This is a genomic window from Halococcus sp. IIIV-5B (assembly GCF_003602035.1).
Lineage (GTDB): Archaea > Halobacteriota > Halobacteria > Halobacteriales > Halococcaceae > Halococcus > Halococcus salsus.
In genome coordinates, this window is record NZ_QZWE01000006.1 from 123,771 (window position 1) to 144,051 (window position 20,281).

At 67.5% G+C, this 20,281-nt stretch carries 23 protein-coding genes; 7 read left to right on the top strand and 16 right to left on the bottom strand.

The window, feature by feature from the left end:
• Nucleotides 1-18: 18 nt before the first annotated feature.
• Nucleotides 19-465 carry a universal stress protein gene (locus D3261_RS06575; RefSeq protein ID WP_120070526.1) on the bottom strand — a complete coding sequence of 149 codons (447 nt, stop codon included), beginning with the start codon at nucleotides 463-465 and terminating at the stop codon, nucleotides 19-21.
• A gap of 150 nt (nucleotides 466-615) precedes the next feature.
• Here D3261_RS06575 and D3261_RS06580 point away from each other — a divergent pair, with 150 nt between their 5' ends.
• The gene (locus D3261_RS06580; RefSeq protein ID WP_120070528.1) at nucleotides 616-1,044 is read left to right on the top strand and encodes a universal stress protein; all 429 of its coding nucleotides are present in this window, start codon (nucleotides 616-618) and stop codon (nucleotides 1,042-1,044) included.
• Between the two features lie 67 nt (nucleotides 1,045-1,111).
• Here the strand turns inward: D3261_RS06580 and D3261_RS06585 are convergent, their stop codons facing one another.
• The gene (locus D3261_RS06585; protein ID WP_120070531.1) at nucleotides 1,112-1,684 is read right to left on the bottom strand and encodes a hypothetical protein; all 573 of its coding nucleotides are present in this window, start codon (nucleotides 1,682-1,684) and stop codon (nucleotides 1,112-1,114) included.
• A gap of 71 nt (nucleotides 1,685-1,755) precedes the next feature.
• Nucleotides 1,756-2,388: a metal-dependent hydrolase gene (locus D3261_RS06590; protein ID WP_120070534.1), complete on the bottom strand. Its 633-nt coding sequence runs from the start codon at nucleotides 2,386-2,388 to the stop codon at nucleotides 1,756-1,758.
• A 149-nt stretch (nucleotides 2,389-2,537) separates the two neighbouring features.
• On the opposite strand from D3261_RS06590, the gene D3261_RS06595 reads away from it, so the two are divergent.
• On the top strand, nucleotides 2,538-2,981 hold the full coding sequence (locus tag D3261_RS06595) for a pyridoxamine 5'-phosphate oxidase family protein (RefSeq protein ID WP_120070536.1): 444 nt from the start codon (nucleotides 2,538-2,540) through the stop codon (nucleotides 2,979-2,981).
• Between the two features lie 36 nt (nucleotides 2,982-3,017).
• On the opposite strand, the gene D3261_RS06600 is transcribed toward D3261_RS06595, so the two are convergent.
• Nucleotides 3,018-3,587 carry a diadenylate cyclase gene (locus D3261_RS06600; RefSeq protein ID WP_120070539.1) on the bottom strand — a complete coding sequence of 190 codons (570 nt, stop codon included), beginning with the start codon at nucleotides 3,585-3,587 and terminating at the stop codon, nucleotides 3,018-3,020.
• 122 nt (nucleotides 3,588-3,709) lie between these two features.
• On the opposite strand from D3261_RS06600, the gene D3261_RS06605 reads away from it, so the two are divergent.
• Nucleotides 3,710-4,105: a universal stress protein gene (locus tag D3261_RS06605; RefSeq protein ID WP_120070542.1), complete on the top strand. Its 396-nt coding sequence runs from the start codon at nucleotides 3,710-3,712 to the stop codon at nucleotides 4,103-4,105.
• A 61-nt stretch (nucleotides 4,106-4,166) separates the two neighbouring features.
• On the opposite strand, the gene D3261_RS06610 is transcribed toward D3261_RS06605, so the two are convergent.
• The 5 genes from D3261_RS06610 to D3261_RS20320 form a co-directional block, all read right to left on the bottom strand.
• Complete coding sequence (locus tag D3261_RS06610) at nucleotides 4,167-4,613, bottom strand: pyridoxamine 5'-phosphate oxidase family protein (protein ID WP_199693935.1); 447 nt, start codon at nucleotides 4,611-4,613, stop codon at nucleotides 4,167-4,169.
• Between the two features lie 53 nt (nucleotides 4,614-4,666).
• Nucleotides 4,667-5,074, bottom strand: coding sequence for a helix-turn-helix domain-containing protein (locus D3261_RS06615; RefSeq protein WP_120070547.1), 408 nt, complete (start codon nucleotides 5,072-5,074; stop codon nucleotides 4,667-4,669).
• An 86-nt stretch (nucleotides 5,075-5,160) separates the two neighbouring features.
• Nucleotides 5,161-5,796 carry a helix-turn-helix domain-containing protein gene (locus tag D3261_RS06620; RefSeq protein ID WP_120070637.1) on the bottom strand — a complete coding sequence of 212 codons (636 nt, stop codon included), beginning with the start codon at nucleotides 5,794-5,796 and terminating at the stop codon, nucleotides 5,161-5,163.
• A 66-nt stretch (nucleotides 5,797-5,862) separates the two neighbouring features.
• Nucleotides 5,863-6,324: a pyridoxamine 5'-phosphate oxidase family protein gene (locus tag D3261_RS06625; RefSeq protein WP_120070549.1), complete on the bottom strand. Its 462-nt coding sequence runs from the start codon at nucleotides 6,322-6,324 to the stop codon at nucleotides 5,863-5,865.
• Between the two features lie 152 nt (nucleotides 6,325-6,476).
• Nucleotides 6,477-6,647 (bottom strand): hypothetical protein, encoded by a 171-nt coding sequence (locus tag D3261_RS20320; RefSeq protein ID WP_199693937.1) that lies wholly within the window; start codon nucleotides 6,645-6,647, stop codon nucleotides 6,477-6,479.
• 218 nt (nucleotides 6,648-6,865) lie between these two features.
• Here D3261_RS20320 and D3261_RS06630 point away from each other — a divergent pair, with 218 nt between their 5' ends.
• The 3 genes from D3261_RS06630 (at nucleotide 6,866) to cydB (ending at nucleotide 9,859) form a co-directional block, all read left to right on the top strand.
• Nucleotides 6,866-7,321 (top strand): universal stress protein, encoded by a 456-nt coding sequence (locus tag D3261_RS06630; protein ID WP_120070552.1) that lies wholly within the window; start codon nucleotides 6,866-6,868, stop codon nucleotides 7,319-7,321.
• Nucleotides 7,322-7,464: 143 nt separating this feature from the next.
• Nucleotides 7,465-8,862: a cytochrome ubiquinol oxidase subunit I gene (locus D3261_RS06635; RefSeq protein WP_120070555.1), complete on the top strand. Its 1,398-nt coding sequence runs from the start codon at nucleotides 7,465-7,467 to the stop codon at nucleotides 8,860-8,862.
• Nucleotides 8,855-9,859 carry a cytochrome d ubiquinol oxidase subunit II gene (gene cydB / locus D3261_RS06640; RefSeq protein ID WP_120070558.1) on the top strand — a complete coding sequence of 335 codons (1,005 nt, stop codon included), beginning with the start codon at nucleotides 8,855-8,857 and terminating at the stop codon, nucleotides 9,857-9,859. The genes D3261_RS06635 and cydB overlap by 8 nt, the downstream gene beginning before the upstream one ends.
• 101 nt (nucleotides 9,860-9,960) lie before the next feature.
• On the opposite strand, the gene D3261_RS06645 is transcribed toward cydB, so the two are convergent.
• The 4 genes from D3261_RS06645 to D3261_RS06660 form a co-directional block, all read right to left on the bottom strand.
• Entirely contained in the window at nucleotides 9,961-10,293 is a 333-nt protein-coding gene (locus tag D3261_RS06645; RefSeq protein WP_120070561.1) for a multidrug efflux SMR transporter, read from the bottom strand.
• Nucleotides 10,294-10,369: 76 nt separating this feature from the next.
• On the bottom strand, nucleotides 10,370-12,985 hold the full coding sequence (locus tag D3261_RS06650) for a heavy metal translocating P-type ATPase (protein ID WP_120070564.1): 2,616 nt from the start codon (nucleotides 12,983-12,985) through the stop codon (nucleotides 10,370-10,372).
• Nucleotides 12,986-13,145: 160 nt separating this feature from the next.
• Nucleotides 13,146-13,745 (bottom strand): AsnC family transcriptional regulator, encoded by a 600-nt coding sequence (locus D3261_RS06655; protein ID WP_120070567.1) that lies wholly within the window; start codon nucleotides 13,743-13,745, stop codon nucleotides 13,146-13,148.
• Between the two features lie 202 nt (nucleotides 13,746-13,947).
• Entirely contained in the window at nucleotides 13,948-15,225 is a 1,278-nt protein-coding gene (locus tag D3261_RS06660) for a Dyp-type peroxidase domain-containing protein (RefSeq protein ID WP_120070570.1), read from the bottom strand.
• A 179-nt stretch (nucleotides 15,226-15,404) separates the two neighbouring features.
• On the opposite strand from D3261_RS06660, the gene D3261_RS06665 reads away from it, so the two are divergent.
• Nucleotides 15,405-16,670: a hypothetical protein gene (locus D3261_RS06665; protein ID WP_120070573.1), complete on the top strand. Its 1,266-nt coding sequence runs from the start codon at nucleotides 15,405-15,407 to the stop codon at nucleotides 16,668-16,670.
• Nucleotides 16,671-16,765: 95 nt separating this feature from the next.
• Here D3261_RS06665 and D3261_RS06670 read toward each other — a convergent pair whose 3' ends face one another.
• The 3 genes from D3261_RS06670 to D3261_RS06680 all read right to left on the bottom strand — a co-directional run bounded on the left by D3261_RS06670 (nucleotide 16,766) and on the right by D3261_RS06680 (nucleotide 20,102).
• A complete protein-coding gene (locus tag D3261_RS06670) occupies nucleotides 16,766-17,809 on the bottom strand; it encodes a ferritin-like domain-containing protein (protein WP_199693939.1) in 1,044 nt (347 codons plus the stop codon).
• Between the two features lie 199 nt (nucleotides 17,810-18,008).
• Entirely contained in the window at nucleotides 18,009-18,785 is a 777-nt protein-coding gene (locus D3261_RS06675) for a hypothetical protein (RefSeq protein WP_120070576.1), read from the bottom strand.
• 12 nt (nucleotides 18,786-18,797) lie between these two features.
• A complete protein-coding gene (locus D3261_RS06680) occupies nucleotides 18,798-20,102 on the bottom strand; it encodes a hypothetical protein (protein ID WP_233553913.1) in 1,305 nt (434 codons plus the stop codon).
• Between the last annotated feature and the right edge of the window lie 179 nt (nucleotides 20,103-20,281).

Here is a 20,281-nt window from a genome sequence, read left to right on the forward strand (position 1 = left end):
TCGTTCCCCGAGAGCCGTTCAGACGGAGAGTACGGGCTGTGTCGCGTAGTCGACGACGAAGCCGGCCGCCTTCTCGAGCGAGGTCTCGGGGGTGCCGCTGACGGACACCCGCGGCAGCACGATGAAGTCGATCTCGGCGTCGTCGGCGGCGTCGAGGACCGCCTTCCCGGGATGGAGGCTCTTCATCGTCGGCGAGAACCCGAAGGCCGTCGAATGGGAGACCGGAACGTCCTCGGCGCGCGCCTCGATCGTCGCCATGAACGATTCGCTCCGCTCGACGGCCGCATCGGCCTCCGCGCCGTCCAACGCGACGCGCTGTCCCAGTATCTCGTTGAGGACGTACAGAACGTGAACACGGGCCTCGTAGCGCTCGGCGATGGCGAGCGCGTACTCGGCGGCCCGCTCCGAGTCCTCGCTCCCGTCGACCGGCGCGAGGACGGTTTCGACGACGATGGGCTCACCCATGGACGACCCTGAACGGGGGGACAGTAAAAGTTCATCGAGCGACCTCGGGCTCGATCGACGACGCCGGTCCGAGCCCGGTCGTGAGCCGACCAACGACCGGCGACCGGCGGATCGTATAGAGCTTTATGGCTCGATCCCCGATCCCGACCCATGATCGAGACGGTCGTCGTCGCGACGGACGGCTCCGCGAGCGTCGAACGGGCGGTGTCGGTGGCGCTCGACCTCGCTGACCGATTCGAGGCCACGGTACACGCCCTCTACGTCGTCGACGAGGACGACATCGCCGAGGAAGCGGCGGACCAACGCGAGGAGGCCCGAGAAGCGCTCACGGACCGTGGTGACGACTCCCTCGCAGCGGTCCGCGAGCGTGCGGGCCGCGAGGTCGTCACCGAGGTCCGCGTGGGGCGTCCCGCGGATGTGATCTGCACCTACGCCGACGAGAGCGACGCCGACGTGGTCGCCATGGGAACCCGGGGACGACACGGCGAGTATCGGTTCCTCCTCGGCAGCGTCGCGGAAGCGGTCGTCGACTCGTGTCCCGTCCCGGTCCTCACCGTCCGCCAGCTCGCCTCCGCCTGAAACCACCGGTCGGACCGCTCATCACGGACACGAGCGGTTCGGTGGTCGACGGGCGTGATCTCTCGATTCACCGCCCGTCGTGTTCGTCCGTCGCCACGAGGTTGCCGAGGAGGCGGTCGCCGAAAGCGAGCACGAGGAGCGCGCCGAGGAGGTCGAACGCGAGGTCGGCGGCCACGTCGGCGCTCCCGTAGGAAACGAGGATCGGTTCGACCCCCAAGCGTCTGGCGACCGCGTGGATGACGTACTCGAAGACCTCCCAGAGGACCCCGAGACAGACCACGACCGCGACGACCCGCGGGCGGGGGTCGCGGTCCCGCCGACGAGCGGCCGCGAAGACCACCCCGCCGAGAAGCGTCGCGGAGCACGTGTGTGTGACGTTGTCCCACCACCAGACGTCGTCGTACGGGCCGAGCATCCCGACCGCGTGGGTCAGCATCCCGGTGTCCACGTAGAGGCGCTGCCAAGCCCGAAGTTCGAGGTCGTACCGACGTTCGAGACGGCGCGGAAGGGCGGTGACGAAGAGCGCACAGACGGCGTTGACGACCGCACCCGGACTCCGTCGACGAAGCCCGACGGCGAAGACGGTGAGGATACCGGCTTGGAGCCCGCGTTCGGCCGCTCGTTTCACGGAGCGCAGCATACCTTTCGAGGGCTACGTCGCCTCGGGAAATCAAGATACTGGTCGGGAGCCGGGCCCTTCGAACGGGGTCGCTACGAGAGTCCGTGTCCGCCCGAGTAGCGTGCGGGAACGCGCGCCAGCAGTCGGTCCGGAAGCGCCTGGACGAGCGAGTGATCCACGAGCCAGGTCGCGACCGACGGGAGGAGGCGGCGAACGACGGTGTAGGCGGCCGCGACGACCAGTGCCGAGACGACCGTCCATCGGAACACGCCGTCGAGCGCAAGCAAGAGCGGAGCGGCGACCACGACCGAGAGGAGGAGGTCCTCGGGCGCGCCGTCGTACCGCACCCACCGACGGGGAGCCAGCCACTCGCCACGACGGTGGTCGTAGACGGCGCGCTCGGAGGTCGCCTCCCACGGGCGCAGCTCCAGCCCGCCGCCGAAGACGTCCATGACGCTGTGGACGGCCGCGGCGAGCAGGAGGCAGGCCGCGGCGACCGTGGGTGCCGTCGGGGCGACCACCCCGAGCGTGACCGCTCCGATGGCCGCCATCGAGAAGTACTCGGGATAGTGGAGCGTCCGTCGATGCCCGACGTAGAGGTCGAGGTCCGGAAGGATACCGCCGATCAGCCCGCCTAGGAGCGCAGCGGGGGCGAGTTCGGGGACCACGAGGGCGACGGGTGTCGCAAGCGCCAGACCGACCAGCGCGTGCGTGGGGAGCATCATCGAGGAATAAACAGGGGATACAGCCGTTTGAGTCCGTCGGTGGGTCACGCTCCACCCGTGCGAGCTCGGGGTCGCGTTCCGGAACGTACTCCGCAATCGTTCTGGATCCACCCCGCGGTTTTAATAGTTGCAGACGCGTTCTGGCCCCCATGAGCGGACTCCGCTGGTTGCAGCTGTCGGAGGAAGAACTAGACGAGTTCCTCGGGGACGGCGGCACCGGCGTCCTCTCGTTTTCGGCCGGACACGACGAACCGCCGTTCTCGCTGCCGGTCTCGTACGGCTACCTCGGGGACACCGGCCACTTCCACTACCGGCTCGCGGTCCCGGAGGACAGCTCGAAGGAACGGTATCTCGACCGACCCGTCTCGTTCGTCGTCCACGACCACACGGACGACGGGTGGCGCAGCGTCGTCGCGACCGGCGAACTCGACGACCTCACGGAGCTCCCCTACGAGGCCGACGCTCTCCAGGAGCGCTGGGGCGTCGACATCCCGCTCGTGGACATCTTCGAGGAGCCCCCGGACGACGTGACGTTTCGGGCGTTCCGTCTCGACGCCGAACGCGTGACCGGTCGGAAGGAAGTCCGGTCGTAGCCGAGTCGTTCCCCCTCGCCGGCCGGTTCGGACCGGTCAGCCGCGCCACTCCGACGCCAGCTCGTCGCGCGTTCGCGCGTCGAACGTGCCGTCCCGGAAGACGGTCACGCGTCCGTCCTCGGCACTGAGGGTGACCGTCGCGACCACCTCGTCTCGGGCCGAGGTTTCGAGCGCGCTCATGTGGCGCGACCCCATCCACTCCGCGTACTCGACCCCGGTCCGTTCGTCGGGCCCGGCGGCATCGATCCCCGACAGATCCCTGAACCGAACCATCTGGCGCTGGATGACGTTGTCGACGCCGACGACGACCGCCCCGTCGCGCGACCGCGAGACGTCCCGCACCGTCTCGTAGAAACTCGGATCCGCCCCGTGGACGCGCCAGCACTCCTCGGTCGGCCAGACGTTCTCGCCCATCGCGTCGGCATAATTGCGAAGCGAGCGGCCCGAGACGACCGCGAAATACGCGCCCGGTCCGTGAGCGGCGGGTTCGTCCCAGCGGTCGAACCCGAGGCTCAGGTCCTCCAGACAGTAGCGCACGACGTCGAGGAGCTCCCGTACCGGCGGGTGATGTCCGTAATCGATAGCGAGCGGGTGGGGGTCGGTCATCCACCGGCCTTCGCTCGGGACGGACAAATACGTTCTCGGGGCGGCAGCCGCGTCGACGGATGGGGTCTACGGCGACGAGAACCGGACTAGTTGTTTATGGGACGGCGCGCCGTCGCTCGATCATGAAGATACTCGCCCCGGTCGATAGCTCCGAGCGGAGCCGCGAAGCCCTCCGGTTCGCCGCGGGGATGGTGCGGGCGTTCGGCGGCGAACTCCACGCCGTTCACATCACCGACGTGCGTGGGAGCCACACCGAGGAGCTCCTCGACAAGGCGCGGGCGGTGCTGGACGAGGAGGGGATCGAGGAGGACCCGGAAGTGGTCATGAACTTGACCCTGCACCGACCGAGGGCGTCCGACCGGATCGGTCGGGACATCCTCCGGATCGCCGCCGAGGAGGAGTGCGACCACATCGTGATGGGCCACTACGGGGAGGGCCGGATCGGGCGGGCTATCCTCGGGAGCGCGGCCGAGACGGTCGTCCGTGCGGCCGAGATCCCCGTGACGATAATTCCGTAGTTCGTCACGCGTTTCGGCGACGACCGGTCGAACCCGGACGTCGAGCGCGAACGATACGACCTCAAACCTCGGTTCTGCCTTCCGTGCGGGTCGTGAGATCCGTCGGGACGAGCCGATAGAAGCCGAACGAGACCTCCTTCGGGGGTGTGCCGAAGATGTCGACGAGCGGGATGTGGGTTCGTTCGAGCCCCTGCAGCGTCTCGATGGCGATCGATTCCTCGGTTGTCTCCTCTAGCGGCCCCGTCGCGATGGCGCTGCACCAACCCGCGTCGGTGTGGTCGTACGTGACGAACGAGACGGTGCGACCGGCGAGGTCGGATCGCTCGCGGTCCGAGCCGAGCGCCAGCCGGAAGTAGAAGACCCCGTCGGTCGCGTCGTAGCCGTACGAGACCGGTCTCGAATACGGTGCTGGCTGGTCCGTCGAGACCGACAGCACGCCGGTGCCGCCGGTCCCGAGAAACGCCGCCCGTTCGTCCGCGTTCATCCGCTGAGTGTCGGTATCTGCCATATCTCTCCCTTCTCTCTACGACGGTGTCCGGTGAAACTCCATCACCGGGATGGTCAGGCCTCGGTGGCGATCGACGACCGACGTTCGGGACGTGGGTGTCGGACGGTCAGCTCGATCGCACCGTCGCGCGCGATCGAGACGACGAGGTCCCCGCCGACTCGAACGTACTCGCTGGTGTGGTGGCCGGAAGACCGAACCCGAGTCCGTTCCTCAAGCAGCCCCGTCTCGGTGAGGAGCCCGAGCTTCCGGTAGACGCTCGACGGCGGGAGGTCACATCGCGCGGCGATCTCGCTCGCGGACAGGGCGTCGTCGTCCGTCGCCGCGAGGATCGCCCGACAGTCGGGGGTGTGAACCGCGTTGAGCAGGCTCTGGATGGTGTCCTCGGTGCTGACGACGGTCGTCGCGTCGGTCGACGGGTCGGCTCGGTCGACGAACGCAGCCGCCGTCCCTGACTGGCTCATAGCTACACCGACGCGACCGACGGGGAATAGCGTGGGACCCCAATACTCGGGGACGTTTATATGCGGTGGCGCGACTCGACGACGGCTCAGAAGACGTCCTCGAAGATCTTTGTCTCGGCCGCCGCCAGGTGCTCGCCGAAGGTCGACGGGTTGATGTCGAGCGCCGCGGCGACCTCCGTCGCGTTCGCGCGTCGCGGCCGTTCGAAGTAGCCCATCTCGTAGGCGGTCTCGAGGACTTCGAGCTGCCGAGGGGTGAGCTTGCCCCGTTCGACGAAGACCCCGTCCTGGGGATGCTCGCCGGCCGGCGAGCGGATCAACCGCTCGATGTCCATTTCCGGAAAGCGCTCGCGGAGCGCCCCGACGACGCTTCGAAGCTGGTCGTAGTCGGCGGCGTAGAAGGCGATCGTTACTATTCCGTCCCGGGCGACGTATCGGTCGACCGGACAGCCGAACCGGCCGAGACACTCACACGGACAGCTCACCCCCTCGCCGTGGGTGAACCGGTATCGGTGCGTGGAGCCGTGCGAGAAGATCCGCGAGACGTCGGTTCCGGGGTCACACGCCGTGTCCATCGAGAACTCGGTGACACAGGCCTCACAGTCGGCGGGACAGACGCTCACCCTGACCGAGTCGATCGTGGCCTCCTCGCTCGCCGAGAGGTCGGCGAGCGGGCAGCCCTCCGGGCTCGCGAACTCGATCGTGGCTCGGATCCCCTCCGACATGGCTACGAGCGGCGTTCGGTCGGGCTCGACCGAGCGCACGGCGCGACCCTCGTCTCGTCGGTGCCGCTAGGACGGGTCATGCTCCCGGTCGACCTCGATCACGCGGCCGCTCACTGAGTCCGGGGTGAGTCGATACAGTTCGATGTCGAGGTCGGGTTTCGCGTCGCCCCAGATCTCGAACAGCGGCCGTTTCGCCTCGCCGTACTGTTCGATGTGTTCGACGGTGAGCTCATCCTTCGGGACCGTCTGGAGGGTCCCGACCGCGACGACGCTGCGATACACGTCGGCGTCCTCCTCGTAGACGACGATCCGCGCCCGAGGGGCCGACGCCAGGAACCGCCGCTTCTCGCTCTCGGGCGTCGAGACCAGTCGGAGGTAGAAACGGCGCTGGTCCGCGTCGTAGCCGTAGGAGATCGGGATGGCGTAGGGCTCGTCCTCGCGGGCGAGCGACAACACGCCGGTCTCGTGGCGGCCGAGAATCGTGTCCGTCTTCGCGTCCGACAACGCGGTCTGTTGATCCAGGGCCATCCTCTCGTCGAGCCGTTGTCGGAGATCCGCATTAAGCGTTGCTCATATCCCGACCAGCGGATCCCGCCCTCCGAAACCGGACAGTGACACACCGAAACGCCGCTCCACGGTGCCTCGACGACGAAACGGAGAATGACGCACCCGACGACCGGTTACGGGCGGTCGGTGGCCGGGAGCTCCGTGAACGCGGCGGCGGTCACGGACGCCCCACAGACGACACAGCCCTGCTCGACGAGCGCCAGTTTCATCGAGTCGTTCACCTCCAGGGACTCACCACACGCTGGACAGTCGAAGCGATAACCGTCCCCGACGACGTCACTCATCGTGGTGCCGGCTGCGACAGCTGTTCGTCATCGTCTTCGGTATCGTTTGTCCGCATAATAAGTGCTGGTCCTCGCTTCGAACGGATGAGAACGGATCCACGACGTGTGCGGGCGGAATCGGTGGAAGGGATCGGTCCACTGGACGTCACGGAACGACGGATCCCAGACGGTGGTAATCGACGCGGGTCTCTTGGTCGGTGGGCGGGAACCTCGGGTGAATGTACGACCGGATCTTACTGGCGACCGACGGAACGACCGCGTCCGAGAACGCCGAAGCCCACGCCATCGACCTCGCGGCGACCCACGACGCGGACCTCCACGCGCTCTACGTCGTCGACGAGAGCGTCTACACGGCCTACAGCGGCGACGAGTACGTCGACGAGGCGGAGGGACCGGAGCACGGGCTCGCCGAACACGGGGAGGAGACGCTCGACGGGATCCACGCCGCCGCGACCGACCGCGGCGTCGACGTCGTCGAGGTGCTCAGGTACGGCGACCCGGTCGAGACGATCCTCGACTACGGCGACGAACAGGACGTGGATCTGATGGTTCTCGGCACGAAACGCCGCTCGGCCGAGTACCGGGCGCTCCTCGGTAGCGTCACCGACCGGGTGCTCAGGTTGACGGCGCGACCGGCGCTCGTGATGAAAACCGAGACCGGAAGCGAGCGCTGAGGCGCGAGGCCGTCTTTCAGGAACTGGAGCGGCACGCAAAGGGTCCGTCGTCGGCCCGAGCACGGCCGTTCGCCGGCACACGGATAAAGGACCCCCGATGCTGGGGTTCGAAACTCAATCCTGTCCCGGTCGGACGAGAGCGTATGGTTGATCCCGTCGTCCTGAGTCGGGCCCAGTTCGCGCTGACGGTCATCGTCCACATCGTGTTTCCCGTGCTGAGCATGGGACTCGCGCCCTTTCTGGTCTACTTCACGTGGAAGGAGATACGGACCCACGAGCCGGTCTACGAACAGCTCCGTCGGTTCTGGGCCCGGATATTCGCGATCAGTTTCGTGACCGGGACCGTGACCGGGATCGTCCTCGAGTTCGAGTTCGGCACCAACTGGTCGGAGTTCTCGCGGGCCGCCGGGGCCGTCATCGCGGGCCCGCTCGCCACCGAGGGGATGATGGCGTTCTTCCTCGAAGCCGTCTTCCTCGGGGTGTTCCTCTTCGGCCGCGACCGGGTCTCCGACCGCACCTACTTCGCGTCGGCCTTCCTGACCGGGCTCGGGTCGTGGCTCTCGGCGACGTGGATCCTCATCGTCAACTCCTGGATGCAGCACCCACGGGGGTACCAGCTGGTCACGCGGAACGGCGAGACGGTCATCACGCTCACCGACCCGATCGCCGCGTACGCGAACCCCCGGTTCTTCTGGGAGTTCGTCCACATGCAGAACTCGGCGGTGCTCTCGGTGGCGCTGTTGATCGCGGGGATCTCGGCGTACTACGTCTGGTCGGGTCGGGCGACGGCGTTCTGGGAGCGCTCGCTGAAGTCCGCGCTCGCGGTGATGGTGGTCTCGGCCCCCTTCCAAGTCATCCACGGCGACGCCTACGCGCGCCACATCGCGAACACCCAGCCCGAGAAGTTCGCCGCGATGGAGGCGGTCTGGGAGACCGCCCGCTACGTTCCGGAGTACATCATCGCGTTCCCGACCACGCTCAGCCAGATCTTCGACCCGCGGGCCAAGGAGCTCGTGGGGATCGGGATCCCCGGCATGGCGAGCTGGCTGGCGAGCGGCGGGAACCCGAACGCCCCGATCACCGGGCTCAGCGAGTTCGCGAACGTCGGCACGCCGCCGATCGCGGTCGTCTTCTGGTCGTTCCGGATCATGGTCGCACTCGGTTTCTGGTTCATCGTGCTCGCGTTCTGGGGTGGCTACCGCTGGCGGACCGGCGAGCTCTTCGAGGACCGGCTGCTCCACAAGGCGCTGATGGCCTCCTCGGTGCTCGGGTTCATCGCGGTGGAGTTCGGCTGGATGGTGGCCGAGATCGGTCGCCAACCGTGGATCATCCAGGGCGTGATGCGGACCTCCGAGGCGGTCTCGCCAGGTCTCTCGGGATCCGACGCCCTCCTCACCTTCGCGGGGTTCGCCGTCGGCTACTTCGGCCTGCTCGTCCTCGTCGTCTACGTTCTCGTCCGACTCGTTCGCCGTGGCCCGCCGGCGATCCAGGACGGTCCCGACCGGCATCCGGGCGACCAGGGGGTGTCGACGGATGATTGAGTCGGTGCTCTCGCTCGATTCGGCCCCGTTGTTCGGCCTCCCGCTCGAAGCGGTCTGGTTCGTCGTCCTCTTCTTCTTCCTCGCGATGTTCCTGTTCCTCGACGGGTTCGATTTCGGTATCGGCGCGCTGTTCGCCACCCGGAACGACGAGGAGGACCGCCACCAGTTGCTCGCCGCGGTCGGCCCGTTCTGGGACGGCAACGAGGTCTGGCTGGTGGTGTTCGGCGGGGCGATGTTCGCGGCGTTCCCGGCGGTCTACGCCAACCTGTTCAGCCGCAACTACCTCCTGCTGTTCGCGCTGCTGTTCGCGCTGGGGCTCCGAGGACTCGCCCCCGAGTTCTACGAGCAGCGCGAGGACCGCGAGTGGCGTCGGGCGTGGGGCTGGGCGTTCGTCGTCGGTAGCGTCGCCGCGCCGTTCACGCTCGGGATGTTCGCCGCGAACTGGCTCCTCGGCTCGACACAGCTGGTGACGATCCCCGGCGTCGTGGTCGGGCTCGCCGTCGTCGCCCTCACCATCGTCGAGGGCAGCGGTTTCCTCGTGCTCAAAACCCGCGGGGCGCTCCCGACGGAGATGCGCCGGTACGGAACGCGCGCCGCCGTCGCGTATCTGGTGTTGGTCGTGGTCACGCTGGGCTGGCTCCTCGTGATGACGCCGCGTCTCCGCGATGCCCTGCTCGCCCCGCTCCCGCTCGCGCTCGTGGTGCTCACGGTCCTCCTCGTCGCGGGCGTGGTCGTCGCCCATCGACGGGAGGCCGACCTGGCGGCGTTCTGTGCGTCGGGCGGGCTGGCGTTCGGTCTGGTCGCGCTCGTCGCGACCCTCCTCTATCCGACGATCGACCCGGCGGCCGACCTGACCGTCGGGGCGGCGGTCGTCCCGCTCCTCTCGCTCAACCTGATGACGATCATGGCGGGTGTCCTGCTCCCCATCATCCTCGCCTACTTCGCGGTGCTGTACTCGGTCTTCAGCGGCCCGATAGAGCCCGAGGAGACCTACTGACCGACGAGGGACGGTTCACCGGCCGAACGAAAACGGGGCCGACGACGGCTCCTTTCTCTCTCTTTTTCTACCGGTTCTCGACGGGACCCGGCGGCACGGCGCTAGTGAACGGAGACGTCGGAGACCACGTTGAGCAGGTAGACGCCCGCGACGATGAGGCCGATACCGACGACGCCGGCGGGGTCGATCCGCTGTCCGAGGAACACGGTGCCGATGGCCGCGATGAGCACGATCGCGCCCGCCGACCACGTCGCGTAGACGAGCCCGATCGGGAGCTGGCTCAGGATCAGACTCAGGAGGTAGAACGACGCGAGATAGCCAACGACGACGACCGCGGTCGGAACCGGGTTCGTGAACCCCGCCGAATACTGGAGCGCCGTCGTCGCGACGACCTCGATGACGATCGCCAGCCCGAGGAGGGGATAGGGATTCATCGTCGGATCTGCCCAGACCGATCGTATAGTTCGTTCGATACGTTCGGGCTGCCGGGGTCGCACACGACGATGCCCGTTACCGGAGGAACCCGAGCAGCTCGTAGTCGTGGTCGGGGGTGTACCGGCGGAACAGCAGGCTGTTCGAGAGCACCGAGACCGACGAGAACGCCATCGCGGCCGCGGCCAGCGCGGGCTGGAGCAGGCCCAGCGAGGCCAGCGGGATCATCGCGGTGTTGTAGCCGAGCGCCCAGAAGAGGTTCTGTTCGATCTTCCGGAGCGTGCCGTCGCTGATCCGGATCGCCTTCACCACGTCGAACGGGTCGTCGCGCAGCAGGGTGACGTCGGCGGCCTCGATGGCGACGTCGGTCCCGGAGCCGATCGCGGTCCCGACGGCGGCGGTCGCGAGCGCCGGCGCGTCGTTGACCCCGTCGCCGACCATCATCGCGCTTCGACCGTCCCGCTGGATGTCGTCGATGGCAGCCGACTTGTCCTCGGGGAGAACCCCCGCTCGGACGTTCGCGGGGTCGATGCCGACCGCCTCGGCGACCGCTTCGGCCGTCCGCTCGTTGTCGCCGGTGATCATGTGGACCGAGACACCGCGCTCGTGGAGCGCCGTGACGGCCTCCTCGGCGCTCCTCTTGACCGTGTCGGCGGTGGCGACGAGCCCGAGCAACGTGTCCCCCCGCACGACTAACAACGCGGTCTTGCCCTCGCCTTCGAGCCGGTCGAGCGCTTCGGCGGCGGCCGAGGGGTCGACACCGTTCTCGCGGACGAACGGGCGGTTGCCGACGAGCACCGCCTCCCCGCCGACCGTCGCCCGGATCCCCTGCCCCGGTACGTTCTCGAAGTCTTCGGGGTCGGTGCGTTCGATGCCGCGCTCTTCGGCTCCGTCGACGATGGCCCGCGCGAGCGGGTGTTCGCTCCCGGACTCGGCGCTCGCGGCGGCGTGGAGCACCATCGCCTCGTCGGTCCGGTTCGTCGTGGCCTCCGCGCCGCCGACCGCTCGCGTACCGCCGTCGGTCGCCGTCTCGGAGCTGTCCGGTGCGGAAGCGGCATCGAGGGGAACGACGTCGGTCAGTTCCATCTCGCCCTCGGTGAGCGTCCCGGTCTTGTCGAACACGACCGTGTCGACGTCCTTGGCGCGTTCGAGGACGTCACCGCCCTTGAACAGGATGCCGTTCTTCGCGCCGATCGAGGTCCCGACCATCGTCGCCGCCGGGGTCGCGAGCCCGAGCGCGCAGGGACAGGCGATCAGCACGGCCGAGGCGAACACCACGACCGCGAACTCGAAGACCGAGACCGCCCCGCCGGCGGCCGCCGGCCCGCCCGCGACGAGGCTCCACACCGGCAGCCAGCCGACGAACCCCGCGAGCGCCTCGGGGAAGAGATACCAGACGACCCCCCAGAGCACCGCGTTCGCGATCACGATGGGGACGAAGTACGCCGAGATACGGTCGGCGAGGTTCTGGATGTCCGGCTGGCGCGACTGCGCCTCCTTGACCGTTTGCACGATCTGCTGGAGCGCCGTCTCCGAACCGACCTTGGTCGCCTCGACCGTGAGGACGCCGTTCTCGTTGATGGTCGATCCGACCACCTCGTCGCCCTCGCTCTTCTCGACGGGCACCGACTCGCCGGTGACCATCGACTCGTCGACCGCCGACCGCCCGTCGACGACGACGCCGTCGGTCGGGACCCGTTCGCCCGGCCGGACCTTCAGCCGGTCGCCGACGGCGACCTCGTCGAGCGGGACCTCCGTTTCGTTGCCGTCCCCATCGACGACGATCGCGGTGTCGGCCTCCAGTTCGAGGAGCTGCTGGAGCGCCGCGCCGGCCCGACCCTTCGAACGGGCTTCGAGGTAGTTGCCGAGCGTGATGAACACGAGGATCAGCGCGGCCGTATCGAAGTACATGCTCCCCGCTAACACGCCCAGCAGGACGACCACCGAGTAGAGGTAGGCCGTCGAGGAGCCGAGAGCGATCAGCACGTCCATGTTGGCGCGGCGGTTCTTCACGAGCGCCTTGTAGGCGTTGGCGTAGAACGGCCGCCCGAGCACGAGCTGGACCGGCGTCGCGAGCAGGAACTCCACCCAATCGAGCTCCAGCCCGAAGACCGTCTCGGGGAGCGCACCGCCACCCAGTAACAGTTTCTCGACCATGAACGCGATCAGCGGCAGGGACAGTGCCGCGCCGAACAGCGTGAGCCGCCGCTGACGGCGGATCTCGTTCTCGTGCGCGGTGTCGCGCTGCTCCGATTCGGAACCGTCGCTCCCGTCGTCGCGCACCGGGGAGTAGCCGGCGTCCTCGATCGCCTCGTAGAGCCGTTCGTGGTCGGTCTCGGCGGGGTCGTACTCGACGGTCGCCTCATCGGTCGCGTAGTTGACCGCCGCCGAGATCACGCCCGGCACGCGTTCGAGCGCCTCCTCGTTCGTCTCGGCGCAGTTCGCACACGTCATGTCCGTGATGGCGATGGTGACCGAGGTGCTCACCGCCTCGTAGCCGGCGTCGTCGATCGCCGCATAGATGCCCGCCAACGACGCTTCCTCGGGGTCGTACTCGACGGTCGCCTCGTCGGTCGCGTAGTTGACCGTCGCCTCGTTCACCCCCGCGAGGCCGTCCAGCGACTCCGTTATCGACTCGGCGCACGTCGCACAGCTCATGCCCCGAATGTCGAGTCGCACGTTTCGCTCACTCATCGATAGTACATACGGGGTCCTCGTTCAATGCCTCTCTTCTTCAGATACGTAGGCATCGAACGACCTCGACCTACGATCCGAAGGCGATCGATGGCTCCGGACCGCGGGTTTCTCCGGTATCCCGCTCGGGACGATACAGCAGCACCGTCGTTCGTCCCGATCAGGCACCGGCGCTGAACTGTTCGTACCGGGCCTCGAACTGCTCTAGACACGATGGACAACAGAGATAGTAGAGGTCGCCGTCGACACGGAGGGTCTCGCCCTCCTCGCCGACCTCGTTGCCGCACTCGGCACAGGTTATCGCGAGGTCGGTCCCGCCGACCTGCGGCGTCCAGTCGGCGTCCGTGAGGACGACGACCTCGTAGTCGGTTATCGCGTCCAGTCCGTCTTCGTCGAACGTATCCGAGAGGAACGCACGAACGTTCGCGTCCTGGAGGCGGGACTGGAAGAAGACCCGCGGGTCGGCCGCCGTGAACACGTGTTCGACCCCATCGGCACGCGTGAGCGTCTCACGGACCGCCTCGACTGCATCCGGTCGCACCGAGAGCTCGACCAGAACGGGTGTGCCGCCCCGGAGCTTCGAGCGGTCGAGGTCGAGGGTGAACCGACGGATGATCCCGAGCTCCTCGAGCCGGCTCACGCGGTCGGAGACCGACGGGGAACTGAGACCGACGGCGTCGGCGATCTCACGGTACGGACGGCGGGCGTCCTCGGTCAGCAGTCGGAGGATCTCGGCGTCGGTCTCGTCGATGGTTCGCACATTCGAAGTAGGATCCGGAACCCGAAACCGGTTTCGCCTTGTTTTCTAAGGCGTACTCCCGACCCGCCTTCCGTCGATAGCCGATCCTCGGACAACGCTGCCAGATCCAAACCACTCTCAGTGATTCGTCTTCGCGATGGGAACGAGGAGCGAGCGCTACGTCGGCTGTGACACCGGAGCTACGTCGGCTGTGGCACCGGAGCTACGTCGGCTGTGGCACCGGAAGTGCCCGGTGTGCGCGTGGCGGCACGAGGTAGTTCCCGCGGTTGGTGACGCTCATGTACTGGAGGATCCCGTTGTTGTTCTTCTGCCCGAGCGCGGACTCGGACGCGAGGTCGGTCCCGTTCATCGCGTCCCGTGTTCGGGTGAAGTCCTCGGTCGTCCGCTGGAGCGAGAGGAAGTGGAGCCCGGCATCGCCGCCGTCGGTCGAATCGAAGTCCCGTCTGAGGATGATCGGGCGGTCGTTCTCGCGTGTCCGCATCACCTTCTGGGAGTGGCCGACGACACCGGACTCGCGTGCCGCCGTCGCCGCCGGCGCACAGTCGTCCATCCCGCTCGACCGGCCGAGATTCGCGCCGACGCCCTCGACCGCTCCCGACTCGGCGTGTGCGGGACAGAACATCTTGCTGACCCGCTGTGACCGGCTGTCCTGGTCGTACCACTGGTCGAGGTGGAGCTGGATCTTCGAGATCTGCTGCACGCTCCCCTCGGCGAACGGACCCGACCGGATCGTCACGCGGTCCTCCGTCGCCTGATTCTTGTCGAATCCCGATTTGAACCCCATGTAGAGCGGTGCGTCGTCCGGCACGGGCTCGGAGTCGGGGATCCCGTCGACGTCCTGGTTGTCGGCGGGCAGTCCCTCGCCGACGAACCCCGTCCGGCGGTCGGTTCGTTCGAGCACGCCCCCGAGGTCCGTCTCGATGGCTACCCCGTTGAGTTCGTCCTGCTCACCGAGAAGCGCCTGTTCGGCCCCGAGCACGACGCTCCCGTAGTCGCTCGCGAGGTGGACGACCGCGTCGGGGGTATCGAGCGTCGGCTCCTCGAACGGGGTGAGGGCCTTCGGTGCCGTGAGGTCCACCGACTTCGGAAGCGAGTCGCCGAACCGGTCGAAGTACGCCGACGAGTAACTCACCGTGAAGAGCAGGCCGTCGTTCGAGCGGGGGTACGCGTGTTCGAGCCCCCGAAGCGCCCGTTCGACGGTCCGGCGGTCGGCATCGGTGGGTGTGCCGTCGCCGGCGTAGTCGAGGTACAGCAGCACCCGGTGGCGCGGCCCGAGGTGGTTGTCGGCGTCGTCCAGGTCGAGAACGTCGTTCCAGGCGTGCTGGCGCGCGGGGAACCCGGAGAGGTCGTCCGGGCCCGTCGGGAGGTCGGGGGTGTCCTCACGTGCCGTACATGCCGCGAGCGCCGACCCGCCGCCGATAGCGACCGCGGCCTTCACGAACGCACGTCGCGAGACGCCACGGTCCGTGCGAGGAAGCATACGATCACGTGGGGTTCGAGCCAAAAGCGCGTTCTGGTTCGTCCATCGAACGCGCTGCCGTCCCGCGATATGTACGACCGGTGGGCCACGCTCGGGAGGGACCGTCGAACCCCGACCGCCGGGATTTCGAGAACCGCACCAGAACGGATAGGGGGACACCGCTGTGAGACCCAGTACTGATGAATCGCCGTAGGTTCTTGCGCTCCGGAGCGGTCTTTGCGACTCTCGGGTCCAGTGGACTCGCCGGCTGTACCCAACTGTTCACCACGGGGTCCCAGTACGCACCACCGATGGTCGAGAACCGACCGGATGGGGTCTACATTCCCTCGCACAAGGAGGGGATGGAGATGGCTGGCATGAGTGGGATGAACGGGACGGACAACAATTCCTCGATGGGCGGCATGTCCGGGATGAACGAGACGGACAACAACTCCTCGATGAACGGGATGTCCGGGATGAGCGGGACGGAAAACAACTCCAGCATGTCTGGGATGTCCGGGATGAGTGGGATGGAGAACAACTCCAGCATGTCCGGGATGTCCGGAACGAAGGGCCAGCCGGGGACGCTTCGATGTGCGCTGACCTACAGCTATCCACATCGGTTCTGGACCGTCACCGGAGGTGATACCGAGAAGGTCTCGATAGCGTCCGACGACACGCTCCACCTCATGGTCAGCGTCTGGGACGCCGCGACGGGGATGTACGTGATGGACACCGGCCCGACGATAACGGTCTCCCAGGACGGCGAGGAGGTCACGACGAACACCCCCTGGACGATGATCTCCCAGAACATGGGCTTTCATGCAGGCGACAACGTCTCCCTCCCCGAGGAAGGCACTTACTCCGCGACCGTGGACGTCCCCACCGTGACGACCCGCCGACTCCGGGGTTTCGCCGGGCAGTTCGCCGAACCGCGGACCTTCGAGTTCGAGTTCGACTACAGTCGGGAGGCACTCGAGAACATCTCGTTCCAACGCCTCGACGACCGGAAGGGGAACCGGCAGGCGATCAGCCCGATGAAAATGGACACGATGCCCCTCTCCACCGCACCCGCTGCCGGTTCGCTTCCGGGCCGGACGCTCGGCCGAACGAAGACGGCCGACGACATCGTGTTCGTCGCCACCGTGATACCGGATGCCACTGACTTCGACATCGACAGGAGCACGTATCTCGCCGTCTCGGCACGGACGCCGTACAACCGGTTCGTTCTGCCGGCGATGTCGCTGTCCGGTACGCTCACACGCGATGGACGGCGAGTGTTCAACGGCCCGCTTACGCCAACGCTCGATCCGGAACTCGACTACCACTACGGCACGGGGGTCGATACCGTGCAGGCGGGTGACGTCCTCGAACTGTCCGTCGAAACCCCGCCACAGGTCGCCCGACATGAGGGCTACGAAACCGCATTCCTGCAGACGGCCACGACTCGGATCACCGTCGAGTAGCGAATCGAGGGCAGTGCGCCACGGGTCGACGGGTACCGTCCCGATGACGGGCACCCGAACCGAAATCGAGAACGGAGAACGCCCTCGAACGAGTGCTACTCCGAAGCGACGAACTGCTTCGCGAGGGAGACGACCTGCGCCATCGAGCGCGCCGTATCGAACGCGTCGGGTGCCGCTCGACGGAGGTTCAGCGTGTCGAAGTAGCTCGCGTGTCGTGCCTCGACCGAGTGAATGCTCAGCGCGGCCGAGAGGACGTCCGGGTCGGAGAGATACGGGGCGGCACCCGCGTACGCCGACACGCCGATGTCCTCGAGACGGGCCGCGGTCGCGACGAACTCGGGAACGGTCCCGTATCCGAACTCGTACTCCGCTTCCCGAACGGGAGTGCCGCCGAGGTCGTCGATCGTCGTGGTCAGCGCCTCGACGTGCGCCTTCTCGTGGTCACGGACGTTCTCGAACTGCTGGTACGTCGAGTAGCGGAGCGTCGGTCGCGCGAAGTACTGCGCGACCTCGGAGCGTTCGACCTCGCGTTCGGAGAAGCGTCCGCCGCTCGACGCCAGCGCGTCCCGGTAGAACGCGTGTTCGAGGTGTTCGAGCGAGAGCGCGTAGTTCAACACGTCGATATCGCTCGGCGAGAGGTCGGTCGGCAGTTCGACGGTATCCGACCCCGCGTAGCCGTGCTCGCCGGACTCGCTCCGCTCCCAGTAGAGGGTCGCGCTCGTCTCGTCGCCCGTGAACCCGGTTCCGTCGGTCGGAAACGTCAGAACGAGATCGTCGCCCTCGACGGTTCCATCATCGACCGGTCGTGCACCGCCGCCGTTCGCGAGCAGGTCCGCGGTCCCGAATCGGTATCTGACGGCACGCTCGGTCGGGTCGAACGTCACGCGCTCTCCATCCTCGTCCGTGAACGTGGTCGCGCGAACCGCGACCGTCGTTCGACCGTCCTCGCCGGTCCCGACCCGATTTCGTTCCGATCCGGGTTCGACGTCGATGTCGAGTTGGTCCGGGAAGTGAGCCGCGGCGACGCCGCTCATCGTGGGGAGCGCGACGGCGGTTGCGGCCGTTCCGAGGGCGAGCTTGACGAACTGACGACGGTCGGTGTGCGCCGACGACGGTCGGAGCGATGGTGGCAGGTTCATGGTCGTTTCGGACCCCATCCCAGGGATCGATCGAGGGTTCGAGCGAAGCGAGGTCGTGCTTTCTGGCTTGAACGTCGAAACGAAACACCAGTAAGGCGACGTGACATCGACAGTACGATATCTGGTACGTTGCTGACTCGCGCCCTCGATACGACGGCGGTGTGGCTCCTTCGTTCGAAGCGACCCACCGACTACCTCGTCAGGAGGGCGACCGATCGGCCACGACCGACCAGCATTCGCGGAGCCCGACGGCGAGCAGGACGGCCGCCGCGCCCGCCGCGGCGAGGTCCTGCACGAACAGGGGTATCGACCACGCGACCGCGAAGGTGACACCGGCCGCGACGACGTAGACGGTCTGCATCAGCCCGACCGCGACGACCGCGCCGGAGGTATCGGCAGCGCTGACGTGGGTTCCCGCCACGACGGCGGTCTCGGCGACGGTGTGAAGCGTCAGCAACACCGCTGCGGTCACCCCGACCACGCCACCCGCGATGTACGCGCCGGCGAGCGCCATGCCCTCGACGAACTGGTGAAGCGTCAACGCGCCGGTGGTCGAGAGCGCGACCGTTCTGTCGCCGGTACGCATCCGCCGCGAGAGTCCTATCGCGCCGACGACCCCCATCACACCGGTCAGTAGCGTGAGTTCGGGGTTCGATGACCCGAGCGGAAGCAACACGAGGACACCGACGAGGGTCAGCCCGACCCCGAGCGCGCCGGAGAATCCCTTCCCGCCGAACCGGCTCGGTGGATGTCGGGCTCGGGCGACGACCACTCCGACCCCACCGAGCGAGCCCACGAGGGCCGACCCGAGTACGAGGATCGGGAAGCGAAAGCCGACGGTGGCCTCCGTGGACGGGACGTGCCCCGCGGCGAGGAACGGTATCGCGCCGAGCGCGGCGACCCCGACGAGCGACGATGCACCCACCCGAATCCCCCATCGGTCGGTGTCGACGCCGAGTCCGTTGGGGAATCTCATCGGTGGAGTGCCTCAATCGCCCGACGCCTTCGCGGACGGCGTGTCGACCCGAACGACGCAGGACCTCGGCTCCTGGCTCATCCGGTCGGCCCGAACGAGGTTCCCCGTGAGCGCGAGTATCGTGACGCCGAAGAAGATCATCCCCACCGGGGAGGCGAGGTCGATGAACAGCCAGTAGAGCGGCATCGCGGTGGAGGGACCGAGGAGGACGACCGCGAACTCCGCGAGCACGGGGCCACAACAACAGCACGCGTTCGGGGCCGACAGCGCGAGCGCTCCCGTGATGGCGTTCGTCGTCGTATCGTTCTCCCCGGCGTCGGCTCCGTCGCCCTTCCAGAAGTGGGCGATGGCCGCCCCGTTCAGTCCGACCAGCCCACCGAGCACCCCGACGAAGAGGACCACGCCGGGCGAGAGCGCCGCCCGGAACGGCACGTACGGCGGCGTCGCGAACAGGTCCGGCGGCAGGACGGCTTCGAGGACGGGTGTGACGAACGGGAGCCTGGGAACGAAGAGTTCGAGCGCGGGCCAGGTCGCCAGCGGCGCGAGGATCGGGAATATCTCCAGGTCGATCCGGGTCCACGAGAGCCCGACGCCGTCGTCGATGGCGAAGCTCAACATTCCCGAGGAGAAGAGGAAGAAGACGGCGGCGAGGAGCGCGATCCCGGCCCCGAAACGGCGTGCGAGACGGTCATTCCGGAGGTCGGCCAGCAGGTGGCGACAGTCACGCCAGAGGATGTAGCCCACCGTCACCGGCAGCGCGAGTTCGAGGAGATAACCCACCGGGTTGGTCGGGCCGTAGACCCCGAGCGCGTCCATGACCGCCGAGTAGGAGATCCAGAGCCCGAGGACGATGCCGAGGATCGCGTACCGGGGGCGCGAGGGCCATCGAAGCTGGACCGCGACGAAGCTGCCGGTCAGCACGAGCGCGCCGACGAGGAGGGTCGCCGGGTAGAAGGCCGCCTCCGGGATCGGCGACTGTGAGACCGAGAACGACTGGATCTGCGAGAGCTGTACCAGCCCGACGCCGCCGGCCGCGACGAGCACCAACCCGGCGAAGACCCCGTAGACGGCGTATCGGTCCCGACCCGCGCCGAGGGTCCGACCGAGGTAGATGCTGGCGGCGACGACGACGAGCCCGGTGACGAGCGGGAGCAGCGACGCCCACTGGACGATCCTGACCGTCCCGCCGTGGGCCGACGCGAGCGGGACGAGTTGGAGCGCACCGACGAGTATCGCCGCCCGGAGACCGCCACGAGCCAGCAGCCCAAGATCCGACGATAGACCAGACCCTCTATTCATCGTGTCGTGCGAAGCCATTGGATACTACCGGAGAAGAGTGTGTTGTCTTCGCTATTAGTCCGACGGGGGTCGTCCCGGACGCCGAGAAAAACGGACCCGACCCGGAGTCATCGTCCATCCTCCGACGGGAGGGGGAGGACTCGAAATAGTGTTCTGGTGCACCTCTCGAAAGCCGTCCTCGGGAGCCGGAGAGACCC